Here is a 25,923-nt window from a genome sequence, read left to right as displayed (position 1 = left end):
GGCTAGTGCTGCTTGCCCTGCTGTGCGCGACGCCCGCCGAGTCGTCGTCCGAGCTGGGAGAGGCCCCCGGCGATGCCGTTCGGCGCGACAGCCATGACCACGACGATGATCAGGCCGTAGGCGATGAGGGCCAGGGTGCCGGTGTTGAAGCTGCTCGAGGTCCCGCTGGCCTGCTCCACCAGGCCCAGCGCGGAGCTCACCTCGTTGAGCACCGTCGGCAGCGCGATGATGAGCAGCCCGCCGATGACGGCGCCGCTCACCGAGCCCAGCCCGCCGACGATGATCATCGCGATGTACTGGATGGACTGCTCGAGGCCGAAGGTCTCGGGGTTGAGGTAGCGCAGGTAGCCGGCGAGCAGGGCACCGGAGAGACCGCCGAGGGCCGCGGAGAGCGCGAAGGCGACGACCCGGACCTGGTTGGCCGCGATCCCTGCGGCCGCTGCCGAGTTCTCGTTGTCGCGGACCGCCCGGAAGGCGCGGCCCCAGCGCAGCCGGCCGAGCGAGGCCACGCAGGCGCCGACGACCAGGGTGACGAGGCTCAGCAGCACGAACCACTTCATGTCGCCGGTGACCAGGCGACCGGCGAGCCCCGCGGACTCCGAGAGCCGGGTGCCGAAGAGGGTCGGCGACTCCACCATGCGGCCGGCGCCGCCGCCGGTGAGCGAGCGCAGGTTCACGAAGAGGTGCTCGCCGACGTAGGCGATGCCGATCGTGCCCACGGCCAGGTAGAGGCCGGAGAGGCGCAGCGCCAGGGGTCCGATGGAGAGGCTGGCGATCGAGGCGACGAGCATGGCCAGGATCGCGGCCACCGGGTAGGGCAGGCCGTGGTCGGCCGCCACCGCCGCGGTGAAGGCTCCGAACCCGACGAAGACGCCGTGCCCGAGCGACAGGATGCCCGTGGTCCCCATGGCCAGGTTGAGGCCGATGGCGGCGATCGCCGCGATCAGGCCGAAGTTGACGACCGAGAGCATCTTGGCGTCGCCGGAGGCCAGCAGCGCGACGGCGAGCACCACCGTCAGCAGCGCGGCGAGTCGGGTCATCCGGGTGCCCAGGAGGTTCACCTGGGCCCGCAGCTCGGAGGATGGCAGGCCGGGTGCGGCGCTCACCGGGGCGTCGGTGCGGGGCGGCAGCTCGGACGTCGTCTCAGGCACGGATCACTCGTTTCGTTCCGAAGAGTCCCTGGGGGCGGACGAGAAGGACCAGCACCAGGACCAGCCACGGCACGATGACGTGGAAGTTCTGGCCGATGACGCCGGCGAACGGTGCCTCGTAGCCGGCCACCAGGGTCTGGATGATGCCGATGAGCACGCCGCCGACGACCGCGCCGTTGATGGAGTCGAAGCCGCCGAGGACCGCGCCGGGGAAGGCGGCGAGGGCGATGAGCCCCATGTGCGGGTCGATGGCCCGCGGGTAGCCGGCGAGAAAGACGCCGGCCAGCACGGCCAGTGCTCCGGCCGTGGCCCACACCGCGATCGTCATCCGCCGGGTGTTGACGCCTAGGGCGGCCGCCGCGACCTGGTCCTGGGACATGGCGGTGATGGAGATGCCCGTCCGGCTGCGACGGAACCAGATGGCCATCACGCCCACGATGAGCCCGGTGGTGCAGATGGCGAAGATGCTGGAGGTGGTGAGGGCGACTCCCGCGACGGTGACGCTGCTGGAGCCCCACGGGTCGCCGATGCCCAGCTTGTCGGTGCCGAAGGCGGCGGCCAGCACGGCCCGGATCAGGATGCCCAGCCCGAGCGTGCCCATCAGCACCGCCTCGTGGGAGTACTGGGCGAGCCGTCGGACGACGATGCGCTCGACCAGGACCATGAAGACGGCGGTCCCGATGATGGCGAGCAGCACCGCGGTGATGAAGTTGATGCCGAAGCGTCCTGGCCCGAACCAGTAGACGAGGAAGGCGCCCATCGCCATCACGTCGCCCTGGGCGAAGTTGATGTGGCCGGTGGACTTGTAGATCAGGACGAAGCCGAGGGCGACCAGGGCGTAGACACAGCCGAGGGAGGCCCCGCTCACGATCAGCTGGAGGAGCTCTTGCACGTCAGTTCTCCGTCGTCGCGGGGGCAGAGTTGCCGAGGTAGGCGGCGCGCACGCGCGCGTCCTTCTGGATGTCTTCGGGGCGGCCCTGGGCGATGACGTGGCCGAAGTCCAGGACCGTGATCCAGTCCGCGACCTCCATCACCATCGCCATGTCGTGCTCGACCACGAGGATGGAGAGCTCGCGCTCGCGCCGGATCCGGGCGAGGATCTGCGTCAGCTCCGCGGTCTCGGTGGGGTTCATGCCGGCAACCGGCTCGTCCATCAGCAGGAGCGTCGGGTCGGAGGCGAGGGCCCGGGCCAGCTCCACCCGCTTGCGGGTGCCGTAGGGCAGGTCGCCGACCGGGGTGTTGCGCAGCTCGAAGAGGTCGAGGAGGTGCAGGACCTCGCCGACGGCCTGACGGTGCTCGACGTCCTCGCGACGCGATCGCCGCCACAGCAGCAGGTTGGCGGCGATGGAGGAGCGCATCAGGGGGTGCCGGCCCACGAGCGCGTTCTCCATCACGGTGGCACTCGGGAAGAGCGACAGGTTCTGGAACATGCGGCCCACGCCTGCAGCCGCGATCGTGTGCCTCTTGGACTTCGTGAGGTCCATGTCGCGGTAGCGCAGGGAGCCCTCGGTGGGCCGGGAGAACGCGCTGACGCAGTTGAACATCGAGGTCTTGCCGGCGCCGTTGGGGCCGACGAGCGCGACGACCTCGTTGCTGCGGACGGTGAAGCTCACGTCCTGCAGCGCCGTGACGCTGCCGTAGCGCAGAGTCACGCCCTGCACGTCGAGCACGACGTCAGTCGGGCGTGCGTGTGCCCGGGTGTCGGAGTCCTCCGACTCAGCGGGACGGACGGTCATGGGTCAGCGCCTCACCCTCATTGGTCGTCGCCCCTCATCAGGGCTATTGATGCGTATCATATGCAGTGTGATGTGAGTCACGCAAGAGACCACCATCCGGTTGGTCAGTTAACCACCAGGTGACGCCGTTGACAACCATCCGTTTGGTCGGTTCACTGGCGGCACAGTCGGCCCACGCATGTGGACCGGAGCCCGGAGCCAGCGACGTCACCGAGGAGAGCCATGCCGGACGTACAGCAGTGGAACAAGCGGATCCTTGCCTTCCAGCCGAGCGCCCTGGCGCCGCTGGAGCAGTGCGAGGCCCACTACCTCCAGGTCCACAGTCCCTGGGCGCTCCGCGAGATCCGGGCGATGGACGACATGGTCAGCTACCACACCAACCTCATGCTGGGGCAGTGGGATCTGCTGGGCGGCTTCCACCAGGTGCCCGACCAGTGGCGCTTCGCCACGATGCGGAGCCGACCGGGAGGGCGCGGCGGCTTTCCTCCCGCTGTGCTCGAGTTCCTCAGCCGGGACCACCAGAACTTCCTCAGTCACCTGCGAGGCTTCGCGGTCGAGGAGTCGGTGCTGGTGGACCGTCGCTCGGGGCAGCTGACCAGTGACAAGTACGTCGTCGTGCTCGACCGGCCCGACGGCCTCGGAGCGGGCGACGCGCTGGCGGCGGCCGAGTCGGTGGAGGCGCGTCTGGGCGAGCTCTTCGCCGACGCCTACGGCGCCCGGATGCTGCTGGTCAACCGGGTGCTCCAGGAGAGCGAGTACGACGCCCTCCGCGAGCCGGGCCAGCTGATCACCTCGCGCGTCGCCGACGACTCCACCCGGATCTCCTACCTGGAGCTGTACTTCGACCACGAGGAGTGGGGCGGAGAGTTCTTCGCGCGCGCCGACGTGCAGAGCGCGGTGCGCGACTCGCCCTTCGCGCCGAAGTCGTCTGCGGCCTACCACGTGCTCGAGCGCGCCGGGCACGACAAGCGCTGACCCGCTCGTCCCGATCCGCTCCTCCCGACCTCGTGGGGACCTCCCACGGCGACCAGAAAGGTGGACACGCATGAGCGTGCCGTCCCACACGATCGACCCCGTGCCCTCCGTGGCCCACATGTTCGAGCCGATCGACATCGGACCGCTGCGGCTGCGGAGCCGCTTCATGATGCCGCCGCACGGGCTCTCGGTCGGCAACCTCTGGGCCTCGGAGCGGGCGGCGCGCCGCGGGGCGGCCTACTGGGGGAGTCGCGCGGCCGACGGCGTCGGGCTGGTCTGCGGGCTCAACGGGTTCATCGACAACAGCCAGGTCATCCCGGGCTTCGACCCGACGGGAGTGGGCGCCGTCATCACGGGCGTCTTCCGGATGCCGCACTTCCGCGAGCGCGCCAGCCTGTACGTGGACGCGGTGCACGAGGGCGGGGCCCACGCCGGGATCCAGTTCATCGCCCAGGGCGCGACCCCCCACTCGCCCTCGGGGGTGCTGGCCAACTACTACAACAACGTGGTCCCGCACGTCCTGACCCGCTCGGAGATCGCCTGGTTCGTCGAGGAGTACACCTTCTCGGCCGCCGAGTCGGTCGCCGCCGGCCTGGACGTGATCGAGCTGCACGCCAACCACGAGGACCTGCTGCACCTCTTCCTCTCGCCCGCCACCAACAAGCGGACCGACGAGTACGGCGGCGACCTCGAGGGACGCAGCCGGTTCATCCGGGAGATCCTCGCCGGGATCCGCTCCGTGCTCGGCGAGGGGATGGCGGTCGGCGTCCGGATGAACATGGACGAGCTCTTCGAGGGCGGCTACGACCTCGCCGGCGGGATCGAGATCGCGCAGATGCTGGAGGCGACCGGCCACGTCGACTACGTCCACTGCGTGATGGGCAACAACTGGGGCGCGCCGAGCTATCTCCAGCCCCACCACTACCCGGTGGCCGGCTGGGCCGACCTGGCCGCGGAGATCAAGGGCGCCATCGGGTTGCCCGTGATCTACACCGGCCGGGTCTCCACGCCGCAGGCGGCGGCCGCGGTGGTGGCCGAGGGGAAGGCGGACGTGGTCGGCCTGGCGCGCGCGATGTTCGCCGAGTCGCGGTTCGTCTCCAAGACGCGGGCCGGCGAGTTCGACGCCGTACGACCTTGCATCGGCACCAACGACTGCCTGCACCGGACGATCGTCGACGCGCTCCCGTTCTCCTGCAGCGTCAACCCCTCCACCGGCCACGAGGTCGAGGGCCCGCTGCCCACCGTCGAGACTCCGCGCACCATGCTGGTGGTCGGCGGAGGGCCGGCCGGGATGGAGACCGCGGCGCTCCTCGCCGAACGTGGCCACCGGGTCTCCCTCTGGGAGCGCGCCGCCGAGCTGGGCGGCCAGCTGCGGGCGGCGGGGCAGGTCCCCGAGAACGCCGCGTACGGCGCCTTCGTCGCCTTCCAGCAACGGCGTCTCGCCGCCGCCGGGGTCACGGTGGAGCTGGGCCGGGAGGCCACCGCCGACGACGTCCGGGCTGAGGGCGCCGACGTCGTCGTGGTGGCCACCGGGGCCCGGCCCCGGCGTCCCGACCTGCCGGGGTTCGACGCTGCCCACGTGCTGGAGGGCAGGGACGTCCTCCTCGGCGACGCGCAGGTCGGTCAGCGGGTGGCGGTCGTCGCCGTCGAGGACCACATGCAGCCGTTGACGATCGCCGGCCACCTGGTCGACGAGGGGCGGGAGGTCACGATCTTCTACCAGACCCCGAGCATCGCGCCCCTGGTCGGGAAGTACTCGGTCGGGGCGTCGCTGGCCAGGCTCTCGGCGGGGGGAGCCGAGGTCAAGGTGATGGAGCGGGTCACCGAGATCGACGGCGACCGGGTCGTGACCCGGAACTCCTACAGCGGCCTCGAGCAGTCGTACTCCGGCTTCGACAGCGTCGTGCTCGCCTGCGGCGGCGACGCCGACTCGGCCCTGTACGACGAGCTCGCGGAGTCGGGCGCCGAGGTGCACGTCCTAGGGGACGCCTACGCGCCCCGGCGGATCTCCTTCGCGACCCGTCAGGCCTACGCCTTGGCGACGCGGCTGTGACGGCCCGGCAGGGGGAGCCAGGGGAGCCCGGCAAGAGGTTCGTGGAGTTCCAGCCGAGCAGCCCCGCGAGCGCCGACGCATGAGCGGCACCTCCCACCCGACGCCCGGCCCGGAGAGTGAGCCCTTCGACCCCGAGCGTGCCCTGCGAACCATGTGGGCCAGCCACGAGATCGCGAACGTGGCCACGACCTATGCGTGGGCGATCGACCAGCGGCAGTGGGACGACCTGGATCTCTGCTTCCTGCCGGACGCCGTGATCGACTACCAGGGACGGCCACGACGGCAGGGGCTCGAGGCGATCAAGGAGCTGGTCCGCGAGGTGCTCACCCCGCTGGACGCCAGTCAGCACCTGGTCTCGACCTTCCGGGCCACGGTCGAGGGCGACCAGGCCCGGGCCACCTGCTACTTCCAGGCCCAGCACCTGAAGCGGGGGACCCCCGGAGGTGAGACCTTCATCGTCGCCGGCACCTACGTGGACGCGCTCAGGCACGTCCCGGAGGGCTGGCGCATCGAGCACCGCCAGCTGATCCGCACCTGGACCTCCGGGAACCCCGCCGTCGTGACCCCCGGGCGGCGCCAGGAGTGACGTCCCTTCGGTCGGGGGCGCGAGCCGGCCTGCTCGCGCCCCCGGTCAGGGCTACTTCGCGCGCTGCTCGTTGAGCACGTCCTCGAAGAGCCGCTCGACGAAGCCGTCGTAGACCTCGAGGTCCTGCTCGGCATGCCAGGTGACGAACTCCTCGGGGGTCATCTCCTCGTCGAAGCCGAGCTCCTCGGTGACGATCTCGTGCCAGCGCTTCGTGGACGCCACCTGGCCGTCGACGAAGGCGGCCGGGTCCTCGATCCCCGCCAGCTCCTTGCGGGCTTCGGCGAGGATGCCCTCGTTGGTCTCCTGGAGCGCCGCGCGGGCGTCGGCGTCGAAGGGGGTGATCTGGCCGCCGCTCTCGCCCACCTGCTCCACCATCTCGGCGTAGCTGTCGAGGGTCGCCTTGATCAGGTGCTTGAGGAAGACGTCGAGGCGATCGTGCATCAGCTGCTTGGCGACCGTGGGCAGGTCGTCCCACACCTGCTCGTTGGCGATGTAGCTCCCCGAGCTCGCGGCTGTGAGGCCGGCCGCGGGGTCGATGGTGAGGTGAGGTGCCAGCTCGAAGATGCCGGTCATGCTGCCGACCAGGGGGCTGGCCGGGGTGCAGTCGATGACGCCACGCTGCAGGGACTCGAACATCTCGGGGAAGGCGATGCTGACCGTCGACATCCCCAGGCCCTCGAACTGGGGGAGCTGCATGCGCGCGCCGACCCGGACGCCCTTGCCGTTGAAGTCCGCCAAGGACGAGCGAGGCTCGGTGCAGGCCAGGCCGTCCGTGCCGGCCGAGTACAGCGGGATCAGGGGATGGACGCCCTGACTGCTCAGCTCGGAGCGGACCTCGGGGGTGGAGGACGTCTCCGCGATCATGCCGAGCATCTGCAGGGTGCCGACCACGGGGGTCTGGCTGACGCCGAACGTCAGGTCGATGAGCGCGTTCGTCGCGGGGTACCTGTCCGGCCCGTAGGTGGGAGCCGACGCGCCGAGGTCCAACCGGCCGTCGGCGACGGCGTCGTCCACCTCGGTGGCCGGTGCGACCGCGTCCGCGTAGTTGATGTCCAGGGTCAGCTTGCCCCCCGACCACTCGTCCAGGACTGCGCCGTACTCCTCGAAGTACGAGGCCACCGCGGACCCGGGGGCTCCGCTGGTCTGGGTGGAGAGGGTGACGGGGTCCATCTCGGCGAAGGCGGCCTCGTAGTCGGCCTGCGAGGCGCCGAAGGCGACGCCGGACGAGTCGTCGCCCCCGTCGGTGTCGTTGGAGCCTCCCCCGCAGCCGGAGAGGGCGAGGACGGCGGCGAGCGCCAGGGCACCGGCTCCTCGCAGCGGATGGGGGGTGCGGAACGGCCGTGCAGCAACCATGGGGAGCCTCCTGGTATCAACCAACTGTTTGGTCACTGTGTAGGGGGCCGTGAGGGCTGTCAAGGAGCGTCTCGGGGGCGCCGGACGCCCGTTGACAACCATCCGATTGGTCGATTGACTCTGTGGTCCAGGTCACACGTCAGCAGAGGAGCAGGGTCGTGCCCCAAGCTGAGCCGTGGCGGAAGAGCCTGATCCAGTTCCAGCCCAGTGGCCTGATCCCGCGCGAGCAGAGCGAGCGCCACTACCTCGAGGTCCACAGTCCCTGGGCGCTGAGAGAGGTGCGCCGGATGGACGACATGGTGGCGTACCACACCAACCTCGCGCTCGGGCAGTGGGACCTCACCGGCGGTTTCCGGCAGGCGCCAGACCTGTGGCGCTTCGCCACGATGCGGACCCGACCCGGAGGGAGCAAGGGCTTCCCCGCCGAGGTGATCGACTTCCTCAGCGCCGACCACCAGAACTTCTGCCGCGACCTGCGCGGCTTCCAGGTCAGGGAGTCGGTGTGGCTCGACCGACGGTCCGGCCAGCTCTCGAGCGACAAGTACGTGGTGGTCCTCGACGTGCCGGACGGCAGCGACCGCACGGCGGCGACGGCCGAGGTGGAGAAGGTCGAGACGGCGCTCCAAGGGCTCTTGGCAGACGCCTACGGAGCGCGGCTCATGGTCAGCAACCGGGTCCTCTCGGAGTCCGAGTACGACGATGCGCGCGAGCCGCGCCAGGGCATCACCTCTCGGACCACGGAGTCGCCGCGCCTGGCCTACCTCGAGCTCTACTTCGACCACCAGGAGTGGGGCGAGGAGTTCTTCGGTGGCGACGAGGTGCGTCGGCTCTTCGTCGAGACGGGCTTCGCGCCCGGCGGGGTTCTCGCGTACCACGTCCTCGAGCGCGCAGGTCACGACAAGCGATGAAGCCGCCCAGCCCCCAGAACTGATCGATCGAAGGAGAGCCCCATGTCTCGAGTACCCCCGGCCGCGGCCGACGTCTACGAGCCCCTCTTCGGCGCGGACGCCTCCCTGCGACGACAGATCTATGCCCAGGCCTCTCACCTGACCGCCGACTACATCGCCTGGATGACCGCCATCCGCACGAAGGGGATCCTCCCCGGTCGCCTGGTGGAGCTGGTGCGGCTGCGGGTCGCCTTCCACAACCAGTGCCGCAGCTGCATGGCGATCCGCTACTCCACCGGCGGCATCGACGAGGACCTCGTCTGCTCGCTGGAGAAGCCCGAGGAGGCCGAGGACCTCACCGAGGCCGAGCGCGCCGCCCTGGCCTACGCCGACCTGATGGCGACCGACCACCTGCGGGTGGACGACTCGACCTTCGCCCGCCTGCACGAGCACTTCACCTCCCCCGAGGTGATGGAGCTGTGCCTGCTGGTCGGGTCGTTCGTCGGCTACGGCCGGATGGACTCCGCCCTGGCCATGACCGAGGACCTGCCCGCGGAGTACGGCGATCCCGACGCGACGCTCGCCCCCTGGCGTCAAGCCCCCGTCACCTTCATCTAGACATCTAGAGCCACGAGGAGAGACATGACCCCCACGCGATGCATGCTGGGGGCGGCCCTCGCCTCCCTGGCGCTGACCACGAGTGCCTGCACGGCCGCCCCCGAGTCGGGGGGTGGGGACGACGGTGCGGGCGTGAGGACGGGGCCGGGCGTAAGCGACGACGCGATCAACGTCCTGGCCCTCAATGACCTCTCCGGACCAGCCGCCTCCGGCGGCAAGCCGATCCAGGCCGGGCTCGACGCCTACATCGAGAAGCTGAACGCCGGGGGAGGGATCGACGGGCGGGCGGTCGAGCTCATCGTCGCGGACACCCAGTACGACCCCCAGAAGGCCGTGCAGGCCTACCAGAGTGACGGCGGAGACGTCGCGGCGGTGTGGAGCCACGGCACCCCCACCACGGACGCCGTCCGCTCGTTCACCTCGGACGAGAGCGTCCTCCTCCTCGGCATCAAGGGGCCGTACCCCGAGCCCAACTCGTTCTCGGTGATGAACGCCTACGAGGTCGACACGGCCCTGCTCCTGAGTCACGTGCTGGAGAAGGACCCGGAGGCCAAGATCGGCGCCATCTACCAGGCGGACGCCATGGGGGAGGGCATCGAGCGCGGGGTCCAGGCCGTCGCGCAGGCGACGGGCGCGAAGCTGGTGGCCGAGACCACGGTCGATGCCACCGCCCAGGACCTGACCGCCCAGGTGACGGCCATGCGCCGGGCCGGAGCGGACCACGTGCTCCTCGGAGTCTCGCCCGGTGCCCTCATCGCAGCGGCCGGCGCGGTCGCCTCCCTCGACTACGACGTGCAGCTGCTCAACCCGGGCTCCGGCTACACCGGCTCGCTGCTCGACCTTCCCGTCGGCCCGACGCTGGAGGAGAAGCTGCTCACCTCGTGCTCCTACCCGCTCTGGGACGACGAGGGGGAGGGGATCGAGGAGTTCAAGACGGCCCTCGGGGAGGTCCCGCCCCATGGCTCGTACATCAACGGCTGGCTCTCCGGGATGATCCTCGAGGCCATCCTGCGGCAGGCTGCCGAGGACGGCGACCTCTCCCGGGAGGGCATCGTGGCCAGTGCCGGCCGCACCACTGTCGGCACCGGCGGCGTCACACCGCCGATCGCCTACGGCGCGACCCTCAACGAGCGCACCCCCTATCGGGAGGGGCGGATCTGTGGCGCGGTCAAGGACGCCGACGGGATGGAGCTGGTCCAGGACTGGTTCACCAGCGACGCGGCGAAGAACGTCGAGCTCCAGTAGGCACCACCCCCGACCAAGTAGTGCAACGAGGAGGACGAGTGATGTCGATCAGAGTGATTTCCGTGCGGTCGGGCAGGACGAGGGCGGCCGCCGTGGGGACGGCCGTGGCCTTGCTGGCCCTCGGAGCCTGCGGGGGAGAGGATGGCGGCGCCTCGGACGCGGGCAGCGGCGTTGAGTTCGGCGCCTCGATGGACGAGTACCAGGAGGCCTTCGCCGATGTCGACGAGGTGGTGATCTCCGGGCAGACGAGTGGCGCCCAGGGCTCCCTCGTCAGCTCGTTCTTCGAGGAGTACTTCGAGTCGGTGACCGAGTGGTCCGACGGCAAGATCCAGTTCGACGTCAACTACGCCAACGTGGTGGCACCGCCGCCCGAGATCGGCGACGCCATCGAGGACGGGCGCCTCGACATGGCGGCCTCGGCTCCGACGTACGACCCCGACAACTACCCGGCGACGAACGCACTGATCGACCTGTCGTTCCATGCCAGCCAGACACCGATGGTCGGGACGCTCCAGCTGCTCGGGATGCTCGTCGAGGTCGGCTTCGCCACCGACGAGATCTCCGAAGAGCTGAACGGCAAGGGGGCGCACCCGCTGATCCCGCTCTACCCGGGAGGCGGCGAGGGGCTGCTCTGCACCCAGCCCCGCACCTCGATGGAGGACTTCGACGGAGCCGCCGCCCGTGCCGGCGCCCGGATGCAGACCAAGCAGTTCGCCGGCCTCGGCATGGAGTCGGTGAGCCTGGACTTCACCGAGATGTTCGAGGGCCTGCAGCGCGGAGTGATCGACTGCACCATCGCCAGCCCGCTCGTCGGTGTCCTCAGCGGCATCTTCGAGCTGACGCCGCACGTCACCATCGACCCGGAGGCAGGCTTCGCCGCGGGGACGGGCAGCCTGGTCATCAACCAGGACGTGTGGGAGTCCCTGCCGCTGGTCGCCCGCCAGCTGCTGCACGACCGGCTGGACGTCTTCTTCAAGCACCAGATGGGCGCCACACTGGAGAGCTACGTCGAGATGGTCAAGGCGACCGAGAAGGGCGGCGGCGGCATCCAGCCGATGGCCGAGGACGCCCGCGAGGCCCTGCAGGAGACCAACGCGACCATCTTGCAGGAGACGAGGGACGGGGTCGAGGGGATCGATGACGCCGAGGCCTTCGTGGACGACGTGGAGTCTGCCTCCGCGAAGTGGCACCAGGTCCTCACCGAGGACCTGGGCTTCGACGAGTCGATGAGCCCGACCGACTTCGTCGACTGGTACGAGGAGGAGGGGCGGGACGCGTTCGAGCCGTTCATCGAGCGGCTGTTCGTCGACGTCCTGAACGAGCGCAGGCCCGCTTGAGGCCGTCGGCGGTCAGCCCGATCAGGGCTGGCCGCCGCCGGCAGGGACCGACGATGCCGCAGGGGACGGGCGGGCCGTCAGCGGCGGATGCCCATCGCTCCGCACACCGGCGCCGGCCACTCCAGGGCCGTGTGCTCGGCCAGGATCGCGTGGAGGCCGGAGTGGACGTCGTCGGGGAACGCGGTCGCCCGACGGCTCTCCAGGTCGACGTGGACGAAGGTGACCTCCAAGGTGTTCGCCAGGCGCCGATTGGTGCGGTCGACGCAGAAGACGAGCAGGTGCATCGCCTTGTCGCTCAGCGCCACCAGCCGAGGGTGCACGGCCAGCTCCTCGCCGAGCCTGAGCTCGGAGTAATAGCGGATGTGGTGCTCCACGGTGAACGTCCCCAGGCGACGCACGGTGCGGTAGTCGTCGTCGATCCCGGCGCGACGCTGCAGGAAGTCGGCGCCACGCGAGTTCAGGTCAAGGAAGAACAGGATGTTCATGTGCCCGTTCTCGTCGATCCAGTCGGCCCCGACCTCGCGGGCCATCGCCTCCTGGAGCTGCTCGACCTGCTCGATGCTCGGGATGGGCTCCATGGCGCACCTCTCCTGTTTGTCGATGGAATGGAGACGCAGCCTACCGACCGATTGGTGGGATACGGTGTTGCGATGACATGGGAGGAGCCCCGGCTCATCGCGCCCAGCCCGAGCGACCCGGCGGCCGAGCGAGCGATCACCGCGGCGCGGCGGTTTGCCGACGTGCTGATCCGCCACACGTTCTCCGCGGAACCGCAGCTGGTCTCCGTGGCCGAGGAGCTGGAGCGCCTGGCCGACCGGCTGGAGCCCCGCTCCCTCACGGCGGACGAGGTCGTCGACGGGCTGGAGCGCCAGGAGAGGTACAGCCTCCACGACCCGGTCTCGGGTGCCCACAACCCGTACGCACCCCCGGTCGAGGTCACCGGGCTCAGCGACGGCTCGGTGCGCGGCACCGTGCGGTTCGGGCTCGCGCACCAGGGCCCGCCGGGACTCGTCCACGGCGGGGTGCTGGCGATGGTGCTGGACCACGTGCTGGCGCTGGCGAACTCGTGGTCCGGCGAGATCGGGATGACCGGGCGTCTCGAGCTGCGCTACCTGCGCCCCAGCCCCCTCTTCGCCGAGCTGACCGTGACGGCGCGGCAGGAACGCCGCGAGGGGCGCAAGATCGTCACCACCGGCGAGATCACCCTCGACGGCGACCGGTGCGTGACGGCGACCGGCCTGTTCGTCGCGTTCCCGAAGCCCGAGGCGCACTGAGCCGATGGACGACTCCAAGCGCGTGGCCGTCGCCGTCGGGGCCCTCTTCGGCATCGGCAGCATGGGGTCCTCGTCGGCCGCCGTGGCGCTCGCGCCGATGGCGCGGGACCTCGGCATCGAGGTCACGACCACTGTGTGGACGATCAGCCTCTACGTGCTGGCGCTCGGGGTCGCGACGGCCGTCTACGGCCGTGTCTCGGACCTCGTCGGAGTCAGGGGGCCCTTGGCCACCGGGGTCGGGCTGATGACGGTCGGTGCCCTGGTGGCCGCCCTCGCCCCGACGTACGAGCTCCACCTCATCGGCAGGGTGCTGCAGGGCACCGGGGCGGCCGCGGTCCCGACCGTCGGGGTGGCGGCCCTGACCGCCCGCTACGCCGGCGCGGTGCGCAGCCGGGCGCTCGGGCGGATGGCCGGTGCGGCCGCGGTGGTGGGCGGCCTCGGCCCCCTGATCGGCGGCGCCGTGGAGGCGACCCTCGGCTGGCGTGCCGTGATGGCCGTCCCGGTCCTGGCAGTGCTGGTGCTGCCACTCATCTGGCACGCTCTGCACGCCGAGGGGCGGTGGCAGCCGGTCGACCTGATGGGCGCGTTGCTGGTCACCCTCGCCGCGGCGGGGCTGGTGCTGCTGGTCCAGTCGCCCTCCACCGACCCGGTCCTCGCGGTGGTCGGCGGCTCGCTGCTGCTCGTCGGGGTGCCCGCGCTGGCGCTGTGGGTGCGGCGAGCGCCCCTGGGCTTCCTGCCGCTCGCCGTGGTGCGCAACGGGACCGTGATCCGCAGCGCCGTGGCGGCGGCCGCCCTACCCGCGGGCTGGTTCGCCCTGCTCGTCAGTGCCCCCACCGTGCTGGCCGCGGAGGGGTGGGAGCCGTGGCAGGTCGGCCTCCTGCTCGTGCCCGGCGCCTTGACCGGCCTGTTCACCCCGCGCCTCTCCGGCTACCTGCTGGAGCGACGCGGTGCGGCCGGGTGCCTGGTCATCGCGAGCGTGGGAGCCTCGGCCAGTCTCGTGCTGGCCGCCGGCGGCGCCGCCATGCCCTCCCCCCTCCTGCTGGCGGTGTCGCTGGTCACCATCACGGCCTGCTTCGCCGTCGGGCAGCCGGCGCTGCTCCGCGCCGTGGGCGACTCTGTGGACGACGAGGTGCGCGGCGTGGCCCTCGGGATCGCGATGCTGCTCTTCCTCACCGGGGGCAGCGTGGGCTCGGCCATGGTCGGCGGGCTCAGCGGCCCCCTGGGCTTCGCCGGCGCCCTTCTCCTGCTGGCCGTGCTGCCGCTGGTGGCGGCGTCCCGGCTGGTGCCCGACGCGCGCGCCACCCGCGCCTGAGCGGCAGGTTCCGGCGGAGGCGGACACGGACGGGCACCCCGGTCATCACGGATACTATGTTCATAGATCCCTCAGACCAGGAGAGTGCCTTGAACACCGAACTGACCACCCGCACGATCGCCATCCTCGGCGGCACCGGACCGCAGGGGCGCGGGCTCGCCCGGCGCTTCGCGACCGCCGGCCTGACCGTCGTGGTCGGGAGCCGCGCGGCGGAGAAGGCCGAGCAGGCCGCCGCCGACCTCGCGGAGGCGACGGGTGGCAACGTCACCGGAGCCGCCAACGCCGACGCCGCCGCGGCCGGCGACCTGGTGCTGGTCGTCGTCCCGTGGGACGGCCACGCCGAGCTGCTCCAGGAGCTCAAGCCGCAGCTGGCCGGCAAGATCGTGGTGGACTGCGTCAACCCGCTCGGCTTCGACAAGCAGGGCGCCTACGCGCTCCCCGTCGAGGAGGGCTCCGCGACCGAGCAGGCCGCGGCGATCCTCACCGAGTCGACCGTGGTCGGGGCGTTCCACAACGTCAGCGCGGTGCTGCTGGAGGACCCGGAGGTCCGGACGATCGAGACCGACGTGCTGGTGCTCGGCGACGACCGCGACGCGACCGACCTGGTGCAGGCGCTCGCCGACGCGGTCCCCGGGATGCGCGGCGTCTATGCCGGCCGCCGCCGCAACGCCCACCAGGTCGAGGCGCTGACCGCCAACCTGATCAGCATCAACCGGCGCTACAAGGCGCACGCCGGGGTGCGCGTCACCGACGTCTGACCCTCGCGACCGAAAGAGACAGCAGGCCTGCTCGGGGATCTCCCGGAGCAGGCCTGCTGTCGATTCCGCTGGAACTGCGTCACTCCTGGTTCTGGGGCGGCAGGGCAGCGATGGTCGGGTGGTCGCGGTCGCTCACGTCGGTCTTGGTCGCGCCGCCGGGGGAGCCGATCTCGGCGAAGAACCCGACGTTGACGTCGTAGTACTCCTTCCACTCCTCCGGGGTGTCGTCCTCGTAGAAGATCGCCTCGGCCGGGCAGACCGGCTCGCAGGCGCCGCAGTCGACGCACTCGTCGGGCTGGATGTAGAGCATCCGCTTGCCCTCGTAGATGCAGTCGACCGGGCACTCGTCGACGCAGGAACGGTCCTTGACGTCCACGCAGGGCTGCGCGATCACGTAGGTCATCGGGCTTCTCCTTCCACGGTCCAGGTGTCTTGTCCGTCGATCAGCGCCTGCAGGTCCGCCTCGCCGCCGGAGCCGCCGACGACCGCGAGCTGCTCGCGGGCCTGGTCGTCGTAGGTGGGGCGGTCGACGGCGCGGAAGATGCCGATGGGGGACTGGTTGAGGTAGCCGGAGTCGGTGAGGCGGCTGATGGCGAAGGCCAGCGTCGGGTCGGGGTTGTGGGCGTCGTGGACCAGGACGGCGTCGTCGGGGACGTCGGTGGCGAGGGCGGCGCGGACGCCGCCGGTGACCTCGTCGCGGATGAGGACCTTGGTGCCGTGGCCGTTGTCGTCGTGGGGGCCGAAGCGGATCTGTTCGCCGTGGACGAGGGGGATGATGGCGTCTTGCTTGGTGTCGGGGTTCTTGATGGCGTCGAAGGCGCCGTCGTTGAAGATGGGGCAGTTCTGGTAGATCTCGACCAGGGAGGTGCCGCGGTGGGCGGCGGCGGCGGCGAGCACGGAGGTGAGGTGCTTGCGGTCGGAGTCGATGGTGCGGGCCACGAAGGTGGCTTCGGCGCCCAGGGCGAGGGAGACGGGGTTGAAGGGGTGGTCGACGGAGCCCATGGGGGTGGACTTGGTGACCTTGCCGGTCTCGCTGGTGGGGGAGTACTGGCCCTTGGTGAGGCCGTAGATGCGGTTGTTGAAGAGCAGGATCGTCATGTTGACGTTGCGGCGGAGGGCGTGGATGAGGTGGTTGCCGCCGATGGAGAGGGCGTCGCCGTCGCCGGTGACGACCCAGACGGAGAGGTCTTCGCGGGCGGTGGCGATGCCGGTGGCGATGGAGGGGGCGCGGCCGTGGATGGAGTGCATCCCGTAGGTGTCGAGGTAGTAGGGGAAGCGGCTGGAGCAGCCGATGCCGGAGACGAAGACGATGTTCTCGCGGCGCAGTCCGAGGTCGGGGAGGAAGGACTGGACGGCCTTGAGGACGGCGTAGTCGCCGCAGCCGGGGCACCAGCGGACCTCCTGGTCGGAGGTGAACTCCTTGCCGGTCTGCTTCTCGCCCTCGGCGATCACCGGGACCCCGGCGGTGCCGGAGCGGGGGAACGGCAGGTCGGTCGTGGTGGGGGTGGCGGTCATCGCAGTGCCTCCTCGGCCTGGTGGTCGTCGGTGGGGGCGGGCGGCACGACGCCGAGCTGGGCGAGGGACTCCAGCAGGATGCCCTCCATCTCCTCGGCGCCGAACGGCATGCCGCGCACGTTGGTGCGCGACTCGGCGTCCACCAGGAACTCGCCGCGCAGCAGCAGCGACAGCTGACCCAGGTTCATCTCCGGGACCACGACCTTGTCGTAGCGGGCCAGGATCTCGCCGAGGTTGCGCGGGAACGGGTTCACGTGGCGCAGGTGCGCCTGGGCGACGTCGAGGCCGCGCTCGCGCACCCGGCGGACGCCGGCGCCGATCGGGCCGTAGGTCGAGCCCCAGCCGATCACCAGCAGCCGGGCCCGGCCCGACGGGTCGTCGACCTCGAGGTCGGGGATCGACCGGGCGATGCCGTCGATCTTGGCCTGGCGGGTGCGGACCATGTGGTCGTGGTTGGCCGGGTCGTAGGAGATGTTGCCGTGGCCGTCGGCCTTCTCCAGCCCGCCGATGCGGTGCTCGAGACCCGCGGTGCCCGGCGGCGCCCACGGGCGGGCCAAGGTCTCCTCGTCGCGCAGGTAGGGCCAGAAGTCGGCCACCTCGCTCTGCTCGCCGGTCTTGGCGTCCTTGCCGACCGAGGTGTGGTTGGGCCCGGTGGCGAAGCCGGGGTCGATCTTCGCCAGGGAGGCCACGTCCGGGAGCCGCCACGGCTCCGAGCCGTTGGCCAGGTAGCCGTCGGAGAGCAGGATCACCGGGGTGCGGTAGGTGATCGCGATCCGGCACGCCTCGATCGCGGCGTCGAAACAGTCGGCCGGCGACTGGGCCGCCACGATCGGCAGCGGCGACTCGCCGTTGCGGCCGAACATCGCCTGCAGCAGGTCGGCCTGCTCGGTCTTGGTGGGCAGACCCGTGGAGGGGCCGCCGCGCTGCACGTCGACGACGACGAGCGGGAGCTCCAGCATCACGGCCAGGCCCATCGCCTCGGACTTCAGCGAGACGCCCGGACCCGAGGTGGTGGTGACGCCCAGGTGGCCGGCGTACGACGCCCCGATGGCGGCGCCGATGCCGGCGATCTCGTCCTCGGCCTGGAACGTGGTGACGCCGAACGCCTTGTGCCGGCTCAGCTCGTGGAGGATGTCGGAGGCCGGGGTGATCGGGTAGGCGCCCAGGAAGACCGGGAGGTCGCTGAGGCGTCCGGCGGTCACCAGCCCGTAGGAGAGTGCGGTGTTGCCGGTGATGTTGCGGTAGCGCCCGGCGGCGGTCTTCGCCGGCTTCACCTCGTAGGAGACGGCGAACGACTCGGTGGTCTCACCGAAGTGGTAGCCGGCCTTGAAGGCGGCGATGTTGGCGTCCCGGACGGCCGGCTTGGAGGCGAACTTGGTCGAGACGTAGTCGAGCGTGCCCTGCACGGGCCTGCCGTACATCCACGAAAGGAGCCCGAGGGAGTACATGTTCTTCGACCGGGCGGCGTCCTTGCGGGAGAGGCCGAACTCCTTGACCGCCTCGACCGTCATCCCGGTCAGGTCCAGGGCGTGGAGCTGGAAGTCGTCCAGGGAGCCGTCGTCGAGGGGGCTCTGGGTGTAGCCGGCCTTGGTGAGGTTGCGGGCGGTGAAGTCGTGGGTGTCGACGATGATCACCGCGCCGGGGCGCACGTCGGCGATGTTGGCCTTCAACGCCGCCGGGTTCATCGCCACGAGCACGTCGGGTCGGTCTCCCGGGGTGAGGATGTCGCGGCTGGCGAAGTGCAGCTGGAACGACGAGACGCCGGGGATCGTGCCCTGGGGGGCGCGGATCTCGGCGGGGAAGCTGGGCAGGGTCGACAGGTCGTTGCCGAACGCCGCGGTCTCCTGGGTGAACCGGTCACCGGTGAGCTGCATGCCGTCGCCGGAGTCTCCGGCGAAGCGGATGACCACGCGTTCGACCTGCTCGACCGGCTTCTCGGGTGCGACTGTCATGGTGCTCCCATGCTCGTGGGGTCGGGCGACGAAACGTGCCCTAATAGTGATAATCAATCCTACGGAATAGCGGCCGTACGTCAAGTGCTGTGACAGGAGCCCCGGCTCCCGCTCAGGCGGCAGCACCCTTTCCAATCATGCATATGATTGCTATGATCCCGTCAGCACCGGCCGTCGCCCTCCGACGTGCCCGCCGATGGTGAGGAGACTGATGACAGTGGAGAAGCGCACCGCCAGCACCTACATCGACTCGGCGTGGGTCGATGGCGCCTCGGGCGAGTCCTTCGTCTCGGTGAGTCCCTCGACCGAGCAGCCCCTGGGTGAGACCGTCACCAGCTCGACCGGGCAGGTCGACGAGGCGATCGCCTCGGCCCGCCGCGCCTTCGACCGCTCCGAGTGGCGTGACTGGACCCCGCAGATGCGGGCCGACGCCATCAACCGCTTCGCCGACATCCTCGAGCGCGAGCTCGAGCCGCTCTCCCGGCTCATCGCCACCGAGATCGGCACCCCCGTCGCCGCCTGCCGGACGATGCAGGTCGGCGGGCCCATCGACGTGCTGCGCTGGTATGCCCAGATGGCGGTCAAGGGCCCCCGCGGCGGCTACGAGCAGGCGCTCCCGCACTACGACAACCCGGTGCCGTCGGGCAGCCTGCTGCACTACGAGCCGGTCGGCGTGATCGCCTGCCTGCCGGCCTTCAACTACCCGCTCAACCTGCTGGTCTGGAAGCTCGGCGGCGCGCTCGCGGCGGGCTGCACCAGCGTGGTCCTGCCCTCCCCGCAGGGGATCCTGAGCACCCTGCGCATCTTCGAGCTGCTCGACGAGGTCGGCCTGCCGCCCGGCGTGGTCAACCTGGTCACCGGTGGTCCCGAGATCGGCATCCACCTGACCAGCCACCAGGACGTCGACATGGTGTCGTTCACCGGCTCCGACGCCGTCGGCGCCCGGGTGATGTCGCAGGGCGCGCTCGGCTCGCTGAGCAAGGCGGTGCTCGAGCTCGGCGGCAAGAGCCCCAACATCATCCTGCCCAGCGCCGACCTCCCGGCCACCGTCGGCGCCTCGATCCTGCGGTTCGCCCGCAACGCGGGTCAGGGCTGCGCGGCGTGGAGCCGGGTCCTGGTGCCGGAGGAGAAGGTGGACGAGTTCTGCCGGCTCGCCGACGAGTTCATCGCCGGGGTCAAGGTGGGCGACCCGCTCGAGGAGGACAGCGTCGTCGGCCCCGTCATCTCCGCCGTCCAGCGCGAGAAGGTCGAGGGCTGGGTCGCCGAGCTGCTCGAGCGCGGCGCCAGCTGGGGCGCCGGAGGCGGCCGCCCCGAGGGGCTGGAGGCCGGCCACTACCTGCGTCCCGGCCTGCTGCGCGACGTCGACCCCGACGACCCGCTGGCCGACACCGAGTTCTTCGCCCCGATCGGGATGATCTTCGGCTACCGCGACGTCGACCACGCCGTCGAGCTGGCCAACCACAGCCGCTACGGGCTGGCGAGCAACGTCTTCGGTCAGCTCGACGAGGCCATCGCCGTGGCCCGCCGGGTGCGCGCCGGCACGGTCACCGTCAACGGCGGCTCCGGGATGCGTCCCGACGCCCCGTGGGGCGGCCCCGGCCGCAGCGGCGTCGGGCGCGAGCTCGGCGAGGACGGCTACGCGGAGTTCTTCGAGGTCAAGCACATCCAGTACGCGCTGGCCGGCATCACCCGCCCCCCGGGCACCTGAGCCCCACCGGGTCGGCACCGGTCCCACAGTCGAGCAGTGACCGTCCCGCGGCCGAGGGGTCCGGACGGCGGCAACGAGTAGAGGAGAGAGCATGGAATTCGGCATCCTGATGGGGGACCAGCCGGTCTCGACGCCGCCCGAGGAGCACCTCGACCTGATGCTGCGGAAGGTCGAGGCGGCCCAGAAGGCGGGGTTCACCTACCTCACCATCGGGCAGCACTACCTCTACGACGGGTTCCGCTGGCTCCAGCCGGTGCCCATGCTGGCGCGCCTGGCCGCCGAGCTCGACGACCACGTCAAGATCGGCACCACCGTGCTGGTCGGGCCGCTCCACCACCCCGTGCAGCTGGCCGAGGACCTGGCCACCCTCGACATCATCACGCGCGGCAAGCTGGTGGTCGGGATCGGCACCGGCTACCTGCCGCACGAGTACGAGGTCTTCGGCAAGCCCTACAAGCAGCGCTACTCGCTGCTCGAGGAGCTGATCGAGGTGATGACCAAGGTCTGGACCCAGGACCGGGTCACCCACCACGGCAAGTTCTTCGACATCGAGGACCGGCCCACCCACCTGCACCCCGTGCAGAAGCCGCGCCCGCCGATCTGGCTCGGCGCGATGAAGGAGATGGGCGTGCGCCGCGCCGCCCGGCACGGTGACGTCTGGACCATCACCCCCCAGCAGACCATCGAGCAGGTCGAGCAGCTCGTCGGCGCCTACCTCGACGAGCGGGCCAAGTTCGACCTGCCGCTGACCAAGTTCCCGCTGCGCCGCGAGCTGCAGCTCGGCACCGACCCCGAGGACGCGCTGCACAAGTTCGCCGAGGTCGCCCGGGTCAAGTACGTCTCCTACGCCGACCAGGGGATGGCGCTGCTGGACCGCGAGCGGGTCGAAGCGGACTTCCTGGAGAACGTCAAGGACCACGTGCTCCTCGGGAACGGGGAGCAGGTCCGCGACCAGATCCGCGACATCGCCTCCCGGCTCCCGGTCGGCCCGCTGCTGGTGCGTCCGCACTGGCCGGGCATGGACGCCGACCAGACCGCCGCCTACCTCGAGCAGGTCGGCCGCGAGGTCGTCGAGCCGCTCAAGGAGCTGCAGAGCATCGGCTTCGACGAGCTGGCAGCCAAGCAGCCCGTCTGACTCGCGTCTCCGGTGCCCCTCCCTCACCGGGACGCGCGAAGGGCCGCTCACCGTCACGGTGAGCGGCCCCTTTGCTTTGCGGAGGGGTGCGGCCAGGCCTCAGGCGTCGGCCGGGCGCTTGAGCATCAGCCCGGCCCGGTGCGCGATGTGGACGAGCTCGTCGCGCTGGTTGTAGCCGCGGTGCTCGAACCTGACGATGCCGGAGTCGGTGCGGCTCTTGGACTCGCGCTTGTCCAGGATCGTGGTCTCGGCCCGCAGGGTGTCGCCGTGGAAGACCGGGTTGGGGAAGTCGAACTTGGTGTAGCCCAGGTTGCCCAGGGTGGTGCCCATGGTGAGGTCGTAGACGATCATCCCGCCGATCAGGCCGGCGGTGTAGAGGCTGTTCATCAGGCGCTGGCCGTGCGGCTGGGTCGCCATGTACTCGGCGTCCAGGTGGATCGGTGCCGGGTTCATCGTGATGGAGGTGAACAGGATGTTGTCCATCTCGGTGACGGTGCGGCTCCAGGGGTGCTTGAACTCCTGGCCCTCCTCGAACTCTTCGAACCACATGCCGGGCATGGGCACTCCTTCCGTACAGCTCTGGAAATTTGGCCCAGTCTAGGGCAATGATGAGCATGGATTCTAGACCGGTATGGCGTGCGCGCGCGGGTGGCCGGGCGCCGGGTGCATCCCGATCAGCAGCAGCATGCTCAGCGCGCTGACGCCGAAGCAGAGACCGAAACCCGGCACCAGGCTGCCGGTGAGGTCGGTCAGGGCGCCCATCAGGAACGGCGCCGCCGCCCCGCCGGTGAAGGAGAAGAGCATCGCCATCGAGCTCAGCCGGGTGGCGTCCTGGGGCGACGTCGCCTCGTCCTGCACCTTGACCAGGGCCAGGCTGCTGGCGCCCCCGATCCCGAAGCCCGCCAGCAGCAGCCCGGGCAGCGCCAGGTCCCGCGGCTCCAGGGTGAGCAGGAGCAGCCCTGCCGTCGCGGTGACCATCACGGTGGCGAAGACCCCGCGCCGGCCGGGGATCCGGTCGGTCAGGGGGGTGAGGGACAGGATGGAGAAGAGCTGGACGGACTGGAAGAGGACCAGGTAGAGCGCCGCGGTGCCCGCCGAGAGCCCGTGCTCGATGAAGAGGCTGGGCAGCCAGGCGATCACGCCGAAGCCCAGGAACATCGGGACGCTGTAGACCGCGGTGACGAACCACGCCCGCTTCTCGCGCAGCGGCAGCGAGATCCGCTGCGCCGGCCCGGTCTCGCGCGGCAGGCCCGCCCCGGAGGCCCGGGCGGCGAGCAGGGCGGCCACCAGCAGCAGCGCCGCGACCCCCCACAGGCCCAGGGCGACCCGCCACCCGCCGAGCAGCTCGGTGATCGGCTGCGCGGTGCCGGCGGCCAGGGCCACGCCCAGCGCCATGGACGTCGAGTAGACCCCGGTGGCCAGCCCGCGCAGCCGGGGGAGGTGGTGGGAGATGAAGGCCGGGGTCAGCGTGGAGACCGCCCCCAGGGCGCCTCCGATGAGCCCGGCGGAGACCACCAGCGACACCGCGGTGCCGATCGCCAGCCGGGAGAGCTCCGCGACGCCGAGGAAGGCCAGCAGGGCGATCATCGCCCGGTCCGGGCCGAGCCGGGTCGAGAGTGCGTGCCCCAGCGGGGCGCAGACCGCCATGGCCAGGATCGGCACCGAGGTGAGCAGGCTCGCCGCGGTGGCGCTCAGTGACAGGTCGTCGCTGATCACCGGGACCAGGGGCGGGGTGACGCCGAAGACGGCGCGGATGTTGACCCCGATCCCCACGACCAGCAGGAGCGCCACCCAGGTCCGGAGCCGGCCGCCCTGGTCCGCGATGCCCGGCTCCGTGCCTGCCGCGAGGGCGGGGTCCGCGCTCATCCCAGGGCGGAGAGGGGGCCGCCCACCGCCGTCCGGGCCCTCACCAGCTCCTTGCTCAGGTCGACGCCGAGCCAGGCGGTCAGGGTGCCCTCGCGGCTCCAGGAGGCGCGGAGCAGGGCGCCGTCGGCGTCCCGGTCCAGCGCGAGCTCGTCCTCGAGGCCGTGGGCCCCGACGTACTGCAGCTTGCGGCCGAACTGGTCGGACCAGAAGTAGGGGACCGGGTCGTGCTCGGGGCCCTGCTCCCAGTCGAGCAGGGTGGAGGCCGCGGCGGTGGCCACCATGCTCGCCTCGTCCCAGTGCTCGGTGAGCCGGTGGGTGCCGGTGTGCCTCGACCAGCGCTGGGCCACGTCACCCAGGGCGACGACGCCGGGCACGTTGGTCCGGCAGCGGGTGTCGGTGAGGATGCCCCGGTCGGTCTCCACGCTTGATCCGGTCAGCCACGCCAGGTCGGGGCGCACCCCGATCCCGGTGACCACGGCCTCGGCCGGCAGCACCGTGCCGTCCTCGAGGTGGACGCCGTCGGCCTCCACCGAGGTGACCCCGGTGGAGGTGCGCAGGTCGATCCCCTCCCACCAGGCGCGGGAGGCTCCACCGACCTTCTCGCCCAGGGCGCCGGCCAGCGGCTCGGGCCCGAACTCCACGCAGGTGACCTCGCAGCCCGCCGCCCGGGCCGTGGTCGCGACCTCGGCGCCGATCCAGCTCGCGCCGACCACCACGATCCGGGCCCCCGGGACGAGGTGGGCGCGCAGCGCCAGGGCGTCGTCGAGGGTCCGCAGCGTCAGCTGGGGGCCGTCCCCGGGCAGGCGCAGCGGCGCGGCGCCGGTGGCGATCGCCAGCGCGTCGTAGGCGACCGCGTCGGCACGGTCGGTGCCGGCGTCTGTCAGCACCGTCCGGGAGGCCGTGTCCAGCCCCGTCGCGGTCGTGCCCAGGCGCAGGTCGACGCCGAGCTTCTCGGTGTCGAAGGGCAGCGGTGAGTCGTCGCGCTCGCCGGCCAGCACCGCCTTGGAGAGCGGCGGCCGGTCGTAGGGCGGCACGTCCTCGGCGCCGAGCACCGTGATCGTGCCGCGGAACTTCTTGCGACGCAGGACCGCGCAGAGCCGGGCGGCGGCCAGTCCTGCACCGACGACGACGACCCGTCCGTCCTCGGGGTCCAGCCCTGGGAACGTGCCGCCGGGTGCGGCGCTCACTTCCCGGTCTTGGTGTAGTGGTCGCGGAAGAGCGGCGTGTCGCCGAGCAGGCGCTCCCCGGGGGTGAAGGTGACCGGGATGGTGTGGAAGCCGGCGTTGGTGCCCTGGTCGGGGTAGGCCACCACGTTCTCCATGTCGACCGCGTAGTCGCCCATCCGGGCGAGCACCTGGCGGATCATCTCGCGCGCCATCGCCTTGCCCATGTGGGAGCCGGCGCAGCGGTGGATGCCGAGGCCGAAGGCGACGTGCCGGTTGGGCCAGCGGGTGATGTCGACCTCGTCGGGGTTCTCGAACTGCTCCTCGTCGCGGTTGGCCGAGCCCCACGAGAGCAGGGCGCGGTCGCCCTTGCGCACCGGGCAGCCCTGGAACTCGGTGTCCTCCATGATCGTCCGGGCCAGCGCCTGGGTGGGGGAGAAGACCCGGAGGAACTCCTCGACCGCGATGTCGACCATCGAGGGGTCGTCGATCAGCCGCTGCCGCTGGTCGGGGTTCTCGTAGAGCCAGACCAGCGACTGGGTGACCAGGGAGGCGGTGGTGCCCACCCCGCCGGAGATGACCAGCTCGAGGATCGAGTAGACCTCATCGTCGTCCATCCGCCGGCCGTCGACCTCGGAGTTGATGAAGTGCGTGGTGGCGTCGTCGCTGGGGTTCTCCCGGCGGTGCGCGATGTGCTCGCGGACCGTCTTGCTGACCCACGGGACGGCGACCTCCGCGGCGTGCACGTACTCCGGGGAGCCGGGCGCGGCCGCGACCAGGGTGTGCATCGCGTCGACGTAGTTGCTGTACTCCGAGGGGTCGAGGCCCAGCCAGTCGATGGTGACCGCGGCCGGGACGCCCGCCACGATCGCGAGGTCGGCCTCGCCCTTCTCGATGATGGTGTCGATGAAGCCGGTGACGTAGTGCTTGATCACGTCGTCCAGGTTCTCCACCGCGGCGGGGGCGGTGACCTTGTTGACGGCCTTGCGGTAGGGCCGGAAGTGCGGCGGGTCGAGCTCGATCGGGATGTGGAAGGCGGTCGGGGCCTTGGGGATGGTCACCGAGAGGCCGGGGCCGCCGAACTCGTCGTGCCGGCCGGAGGAGAAGAGGTCGTCGTCGCGCGAGGCATCGAAGACCCCCTTGTAGTTGGAGATGACCCAGTACCCTCCGTGTGCCTCCGTCCAGGCCACCGGGGACTCCTGACGCAGCTTGCGGTAGGCGCCCACGTGGTCCGCGGCGTGTTCCGCCGAGTGGTGGTCGAAGTTGGTCACGGGGCAGCGCGGCTGGTCGGACATCAGA

At 70.9% G+C, this 25,923-nt stretch carries 24 protein-coding genes; 12 read left to right on the top strand and 12 right to left on the bottom strand.

From position 1 onward, the window contains the following. Positions 1-2: 2 nt before the first annotated feature. The 3 genes from AC3X7R_RS02195 to AC3X7R_RS02185 are packed head-to-tail and all read right to left on the bottom strand — an operon-like array spanning position 3 to position 2,887. A complete protein-coding gene (locus AC3X7R_RS02195) occupies positions 3-1,151 on the bottom strand; it encodes a branched-chain amino acid ABC transporter permease (protein ID WP_489963913.1) in 1,149 nt (382 codons plus the stop codon). Then, positions 1,144-2,043 (bottom strand): branched-chain amino acid ABC transporter permease, encoded by a 900-nt coding sequence (locus tag AC3X7R_RS02190; protein ID WP_489963912.1) that lies wholly within the window; start codon positions 2,041-2,043, stop codon positions 1,144-1,146. The genes AC3X7R_RS02195 and AC3X7R_RS02190 overlap by 8 nt, the downstream gene beginning before the upstream one ends. Before the next feature lies 1 nt (position 2,044). Beyond that, positions 2,045-2,887: an ABC transporter ATP-binding protein gene (locus AC3X7R_RS02185; RefSeq protein WP_489963911.1), complete on the bottom strand. Its 843-nt coding sequence runs from the start codon at positions 2,885-2,887 to the stop codon at positions 2,045-2,047. Positions 2,888-3,109: 222 nt separating this feature from the next. On the opposite strand from AC3X7R_RS02185, the gene AC3X7R_RS02180 reads away from it, so the two are divergent. The 3 genes from AC3X7R_RS02180 (at position 3,110) to AC3X7R_RS02170 (ending at position 6,501) form a co-directional block, all read left to right on the top strand. Then, a complete protein-coding gene (locus tag AC3X7R_RS02180) occupies positions 3,110-3,862 on the top strand; it encodes a hypothetical protein (protein ID WP_489963910.1) in 753 nt (250 codons plus the stop codon). A gap of 70 nt (positions 3,863-3,932) precedes the next feature. Continuing rightward, a complete protein-coding gene (locus AC3X7R_RS02175) occupies positions 3,933-5,915 on the top strand; it encodes an oxidoreductase (protein WP_489963909.1) in 1,983 nt (660 codons plus the stop codon). Positions 5,916-5,994: 79 nt separating this feature from the next. Beyond that, on the top strand, positions 5,995-6,501 hold the full coding sequence (locus AC3X7R_RS02170) for a nuclear transport factor 2 family protein (RefSeq protein ID WP_489963908.1): 507 nt from the start codon (positions 5,995-5,997) through the stop codon (positions 6,499-6,501). A gap of 51 nt (positions 6,502-6,552) precedes the next feature. Here the strand turns inward: AC3X7R_RS02170 and dctP (AC3X7R_RS02165) are convergent, their stop codons facing one another. Further along, complete coding sequence (gene dctP, locus AC3X7R_RS02165; RefSeq protein ID WP_489963907.1) at positions 6,553-7,854, bottom strand: TRAP transporter substrate-binding protein DctP; 1,302 nt, start codon at positions 7,852-7,854, stop codon at positions 6,553-6,555. Positions 7,855-8,012: 158 nt separating this feature from the next. Here dctP (AC3X7R_RS02165) and AC3X7R_RS02160 point away from each other — a divergent pair, with 158 nt between their 5' ends. The 4 genes from AC3X7R_RS02160 to dctP (AC3X7R_RS02145) all read left to right on the top strand — a co-directional run bounded on the left by AC3X7R_RS02160 (position 8,013) and on the right by dctP (AC3X7R_RS02145) (position 11,941). Then, on the top strand, positions 8,013-8,762 hold the full coding sequence (locus AC3X7R_RS02160) for a hypothetical protein (RefSeq protein WP_489963906.1): 750 nt from the start codon (positions 8,013-8,015) through the stop codon (positions 8,760-8,762). Positions 8,763-8,804: 42 nt separating this feature from the next. Next, positions 8,805-9,359: a carboxymuconolactone decarboxylase family protein gene (locus AC3X7R_RS02155; protein ID WP_489963905.1), complete on the top strand. Its 555-nt coding sequence runs from the start codon at positions 8,805-8,807 to the stop codon at positions 9,357-9,359. 24 nt (positions 9,360-9,383) lie between these two features. After that, complete coding sequence (locus tag AC3X7R_RS02150) at positions 9,384-10,604, top strand: ABC transporter substrate-binding protein (RefSeq protein ID WP_489963904.1); 1,221 nt, start codon at positions 9,384-9,386, stop codon at positions 10,602-10,604. Positions 10,605-10,708: 104 nt separating this feature from the next. Beyond that, positions 10,709-11,941: a TRAP transporter substrate-binding protein DctP gene (gene dctP, locus AC3X7R_RS02145; RefSeq protein ID WP_489963903.1), complete on the top strand. Its 1,233-nt coding sequence runs from the start codon at positions 10,709-10,711 to the stop codon at positions 11,939-11,941. A gap of 77 nt (positions 11,942-12,018) precedes the next feature. Here dctP (AC3X7R_RS02145) and AC3X7R_RS02140 read toward each other — a convergent pair whose 3' ends face one another. Beyond that, a complete protein-coding gene (locus tag AC3X7R_RS02140; protein WP_489963902.1) occupies positions 12,019-12,519 on the bottom strand; it encodes a thioesterase family protein in 501 nt (166 codons plus the stop codon). A 72-nt stretch (positions 12,520-12,591) separates the two neighbouring features. Between AC3X7R_RS02140 and AC3X7R_RS02135 the strand changes: the two genes are divergently transcribed. The 3 genes from AC3X7R_RS02135 to npdG all read left to right on the top strand — a co-directional run bounded on the left by AC3X7R_RS02135 (position 12,592) and on the right by npdG (position 15,285). After that, positions 12,592-13,215, top strand: coding sequence for a PaaI family thioesterase (locus AC3X7R_RS02135; protein WP_489963901.1), 624 nt, complete (start codon positions 12,592-12,594; stop codon positions 13,213-13,215). A 4-nt stretch (positions 13,216-13,219) separates the two neighbouring features. Next, the gene (locus AC3X7R_RS02130) at positions 13,220-14,527 is read left to right on the top strand and encodes an MFS transporter (RefSeq protein WP_489963900.1); all 1,308 of its coding nucleotides are present in this window, start codon (positions 13,220-13,222) and stop codon (positions 14,525-14,527) included. A gap of 89 nt (positions 14,528-14,616) precedes the next feature. Then, on the top strand, positions 14,617-15,285 hold the full coding sequence (npdG, locus tag AC3X7R_RS02125) for an NADPH-dependent F420 reductase (protein ID WP_489963899.1): 669 nt from the start codon (positions 14,617-14,619) through the stop codon (positions 15,283-15,285). A 79-nt stretch (positions 15,286-15,364) separates the two neighbouring features. On the opposite strand, the gene fdxA is transcribed toward npdG, so the two are convergent. The 3 genes from fdxA to AC3X7R_RS02110 are packed head-to-tail and all read right to left on the bottom strand — an operon-like array spanning position 15,365 to position 18,752. Then, positions 15,365-15,688, bottom strand: coding sequence for a ferredoxin (gene fdxA, locus AC3X7R_RS02120; RefSeq protein ID WP_489963898.1), 324 nt, complete (start codon positions 15,686-15,688; stop codon positions 15,365-15,367). Next, complete coding sequence (locus tag AC3X7R_RS02115) at positions 15,685-16,800, bottom strand: 2-oxoacid:ferredoxin oxidoreductase subunit beta (RefSeq protein WP_489963897.1); 1,116 nt, start codon at positions 16,798-16,800, stop codon at positions 15,685-15,687. The genes fdxA and AC3X7R_RS02115 overlap by 4 nt, the downstream gene beginning before the upstream one ends. Beyond that, on the bottom strand, positions 16,797-18,752 hold the full coding sequence (locus AC3X7R_RS02110; protein ID WP_489963896.1) for a 2-oxoacid:acceptor oxidoreductase subunit alpha: 1,956 nt from the start codon (positions 18,750-18,752) through the stop codon (positions 16,797-16,799). Before AC3X7R_RS02110 ends, AC3X7R_RS02115 begins: the two co-directional genes overlap by 4 nt. A gap of 211 nt (positions 18,753-18,963) precedes the next feature. On the opposite strand from AC3X7R_RS02110, the gene AC3X7R_RS02105 reads away from it, so the two are divergent. Next, the gene (locus AC3X7R_RS02105) at positions 18,964-20,460 is read left to right on the top strand and encodes an aldehyde dehydrogenase family protein (RefSeq protein WP_489963895.1); all 1,497 of its coding nucleotides are present in this window, start codon (positions 18,964-18,966) and stop codon (positions 20,458-20,460) included. A 91-nt stretch (positions 20,461-20,551) separates the two neighbouring features. Then, positions 20,552-21,595: an LLM class flavin-dependent oxidoreductase gene (locus AC3X7R_RS02100; protein WP_489963894.1), complete on the top strand. Its 1,044-nt coding sequence runs from the start codon at positions 20,552-20,554 to the stop codon at positions 21,593-21,595. Positions 21,596-21,694: 99 nt separating this feature from the next. On the opposite strand, the gene AC3X7R_RS02095 is transcribed toward AC3X7R_RS02100, so the two are convergent. The 4 genes from AC3X7R_RS02095 to AC3X7R_RS02080 form a co-directional block, all read right to left on the bottom strand. Continuing rightward, positions 21,695-22,153: a MaoC family dehydratase gene (locus AC3X7R_RS02095; RefSeq protein ID WP_489963893.1), complete on the bottom strand. Its 459-nt coding sequence runs from the start codon at positions 22,151-22,153 to the stop codon at positions 21,695-21,697. Between the two features lie 63 nt (positions 22,154-22,216). After that, a complete protein-coding gene (locus tag AC3X7R_RS02090) occupies positions 22,217-23,461 on the bottom strand; it encodes an MFS transporter (RefSeq protein ID WP_489963892.1) in 1,245 nt (414 codons plus the stop codon). After that, the gene (locus AC3X7R_RS02085) at positions 23,458-24,648 is read right to left on the bottom strand and encodes an NAD(P)/FAD-dependent oxidoreductase (RefSeq protein ID WP_489963891.1); all 1,191 of its coding nucleotides are present in this window, start codon (positions 24,646-24,648) and stop codon (positions 23,458-23,460) included. Before AC3X7R_RS02085 ends, AC3X7R_RS02090 begins: the two co-directional genes overlap by 4 nt. After that, positions 24,645-25,919 (bottom strand): cytochrome P450, encoded by a 1,275-nt coding sequence (locus tag AC3X7R_RS02080; RefSeq protein WP_489963890.1) that lies wholly within the window; start codon positions 25,917-25,919, stop codon positions 24,645-24,647. Before AC3X7R_RS02080 ends, AC3X7R_RS02085 begins: the two co-directional genes overlap by 4 nt. Positions 25,920-25,923: the final 4 nt, after the last annotated feature.

It is taken from the genome of Nocardioides sp. Z22_16, assembly GCF_058134365.1.
Note: the sequence above shows the minus strand (reverse complement) of the source record. Positions and strands in the feature narration are given on the sequence as shown.

Bases quoted from the DNA above. Each gene is read 5' to 3' on its own strand.
- AC3X7R_RS02140 (WP_489963902.1), bottom strand. From the start codon at position 12,519: ATGGAGCCCATCCCGAGCATCGAGCAGGTCGAGCAGCTCCAGGAGGCG.
- AC3X7R_RS02100 (WP_489963894.1), top strand. From the start codon at position 20,552: ATGGAATTCGGCATCCTGATGGGGGACCAGCCGGTCTCGACGCCGCCC.
- AC3X7R_RS02095 (WP_489963893.1), bottom strand. From the start codon at position 22,153: ATGCCCGGCATGTGGTTCGAAGAGTTCGAGGAGGGCCAGGAGTTCAAG.
- fdxA (WP_489963898.1), bottom strand. From the start codon at position 15,688: ATGACCTACGTGATCGCGCAGCCCTGCGTGGACGTCAAGGACCGTTCC.
- AC3X7R_RS02130 (WP_489963900.1), top strand. From the start codon at position 13,220: ATGGACGACTCCAAGCGCGTGGCCGTCGCCGTCGGGGCCCTCTTCGGC.
- AC3X7R_RS02175 (WP_489963909.1), top strand. From the start codon at position 3,933: ATGAGCGTGCCGTCCCACACGATCGACCCCGTGCCCTCCGTGGCCCAC.
- AC3X7R_RS02090 (WP_489963892.1), bottom strand. From the start codon at position 23,461: ATGAGCGCGGACCCCGCCCTCGCGGCAGGCACGGAGCCGGGCATCGCG.
- AC3X7R_RS02150 (WP_489963904.1), top strand. From the start codon at position 9,384: ATGACCCCCACGCGATGCATGCTGGGGGCGGCCCTCGCCTCCCTGGCG.
- AC3X7R_RS02080 (WP_489963890.1), bottom strand. From the start codon at position 25,919: ATGTCCGACCAGCCGCGCTGCCCCGTGACCAACTTCGACCACCACTCG.
- dctP (WP_489963907.1), bottom strand. From the start codon at position 7,854: ATGGTTGCTGCACGGCCGTTCCGCACCCCCCATCCGCTGCGAGGAGCC.
- AC3X7R_RS02110 (WP_489963896.1), bottom strand. From the start codon at position 18,752: ATGACAGTCGCACCCGAGAAGCCGGTCGAGCAGGTCGAACGCGTGGTC.
- AC3X7R_RS02115 (WP_489963897.1), bottom strand. From the start codon at position 16,800: ATGACCGCCACCCCCACCACGACCGACCTGCCGTTCCCCCGCTCCGGC.
- AC3X7R_RS02155 (WP_489963905.1), top strand. From the start codon at position 8,805: ATGTCTCGAGTACCCCCGGCCGCGGCCGACGTCTACGAGCCCCTCTTC.
- AC3X7R_RS02170 (WP_489963908.1), top strand. From the start codon at position 5,995: ATGAGCGGCACCTCCCACCCGACGCCCGGCCCGGAGAGTGAGCCCTTC.
- AC3X7R_RS02180 (WP_489963910.1), top strand. From the start codon at position 3,110: ATGCCGGACGTACAGCAGTGGAACAAGCGGATCCTTGCCTTCCAGCCG.
- AC3X7R_RS02105 (WP_489963895.1), top strand. From the start codon at position 18,964: ATGACAGTGGAGAAGCGCACCGCCAGCACCTACATCGACTCGGCGTGG.
- AC3X7R_RS02135 (WP_489963901.1), top strand. From the start codon at position 12,592: ATGACATGGGAGGAGCCCCGGCTCATCGCGCCCAGCCCGAGCGACCCG.
- AC3X7R_RS02185 (WP_489963911.1), bottom strand. From the start codon at position 2,887: ATGACCGTCCGTCCCGCTGAGTCGGAGGACTCCGACACCCGGGCACAC.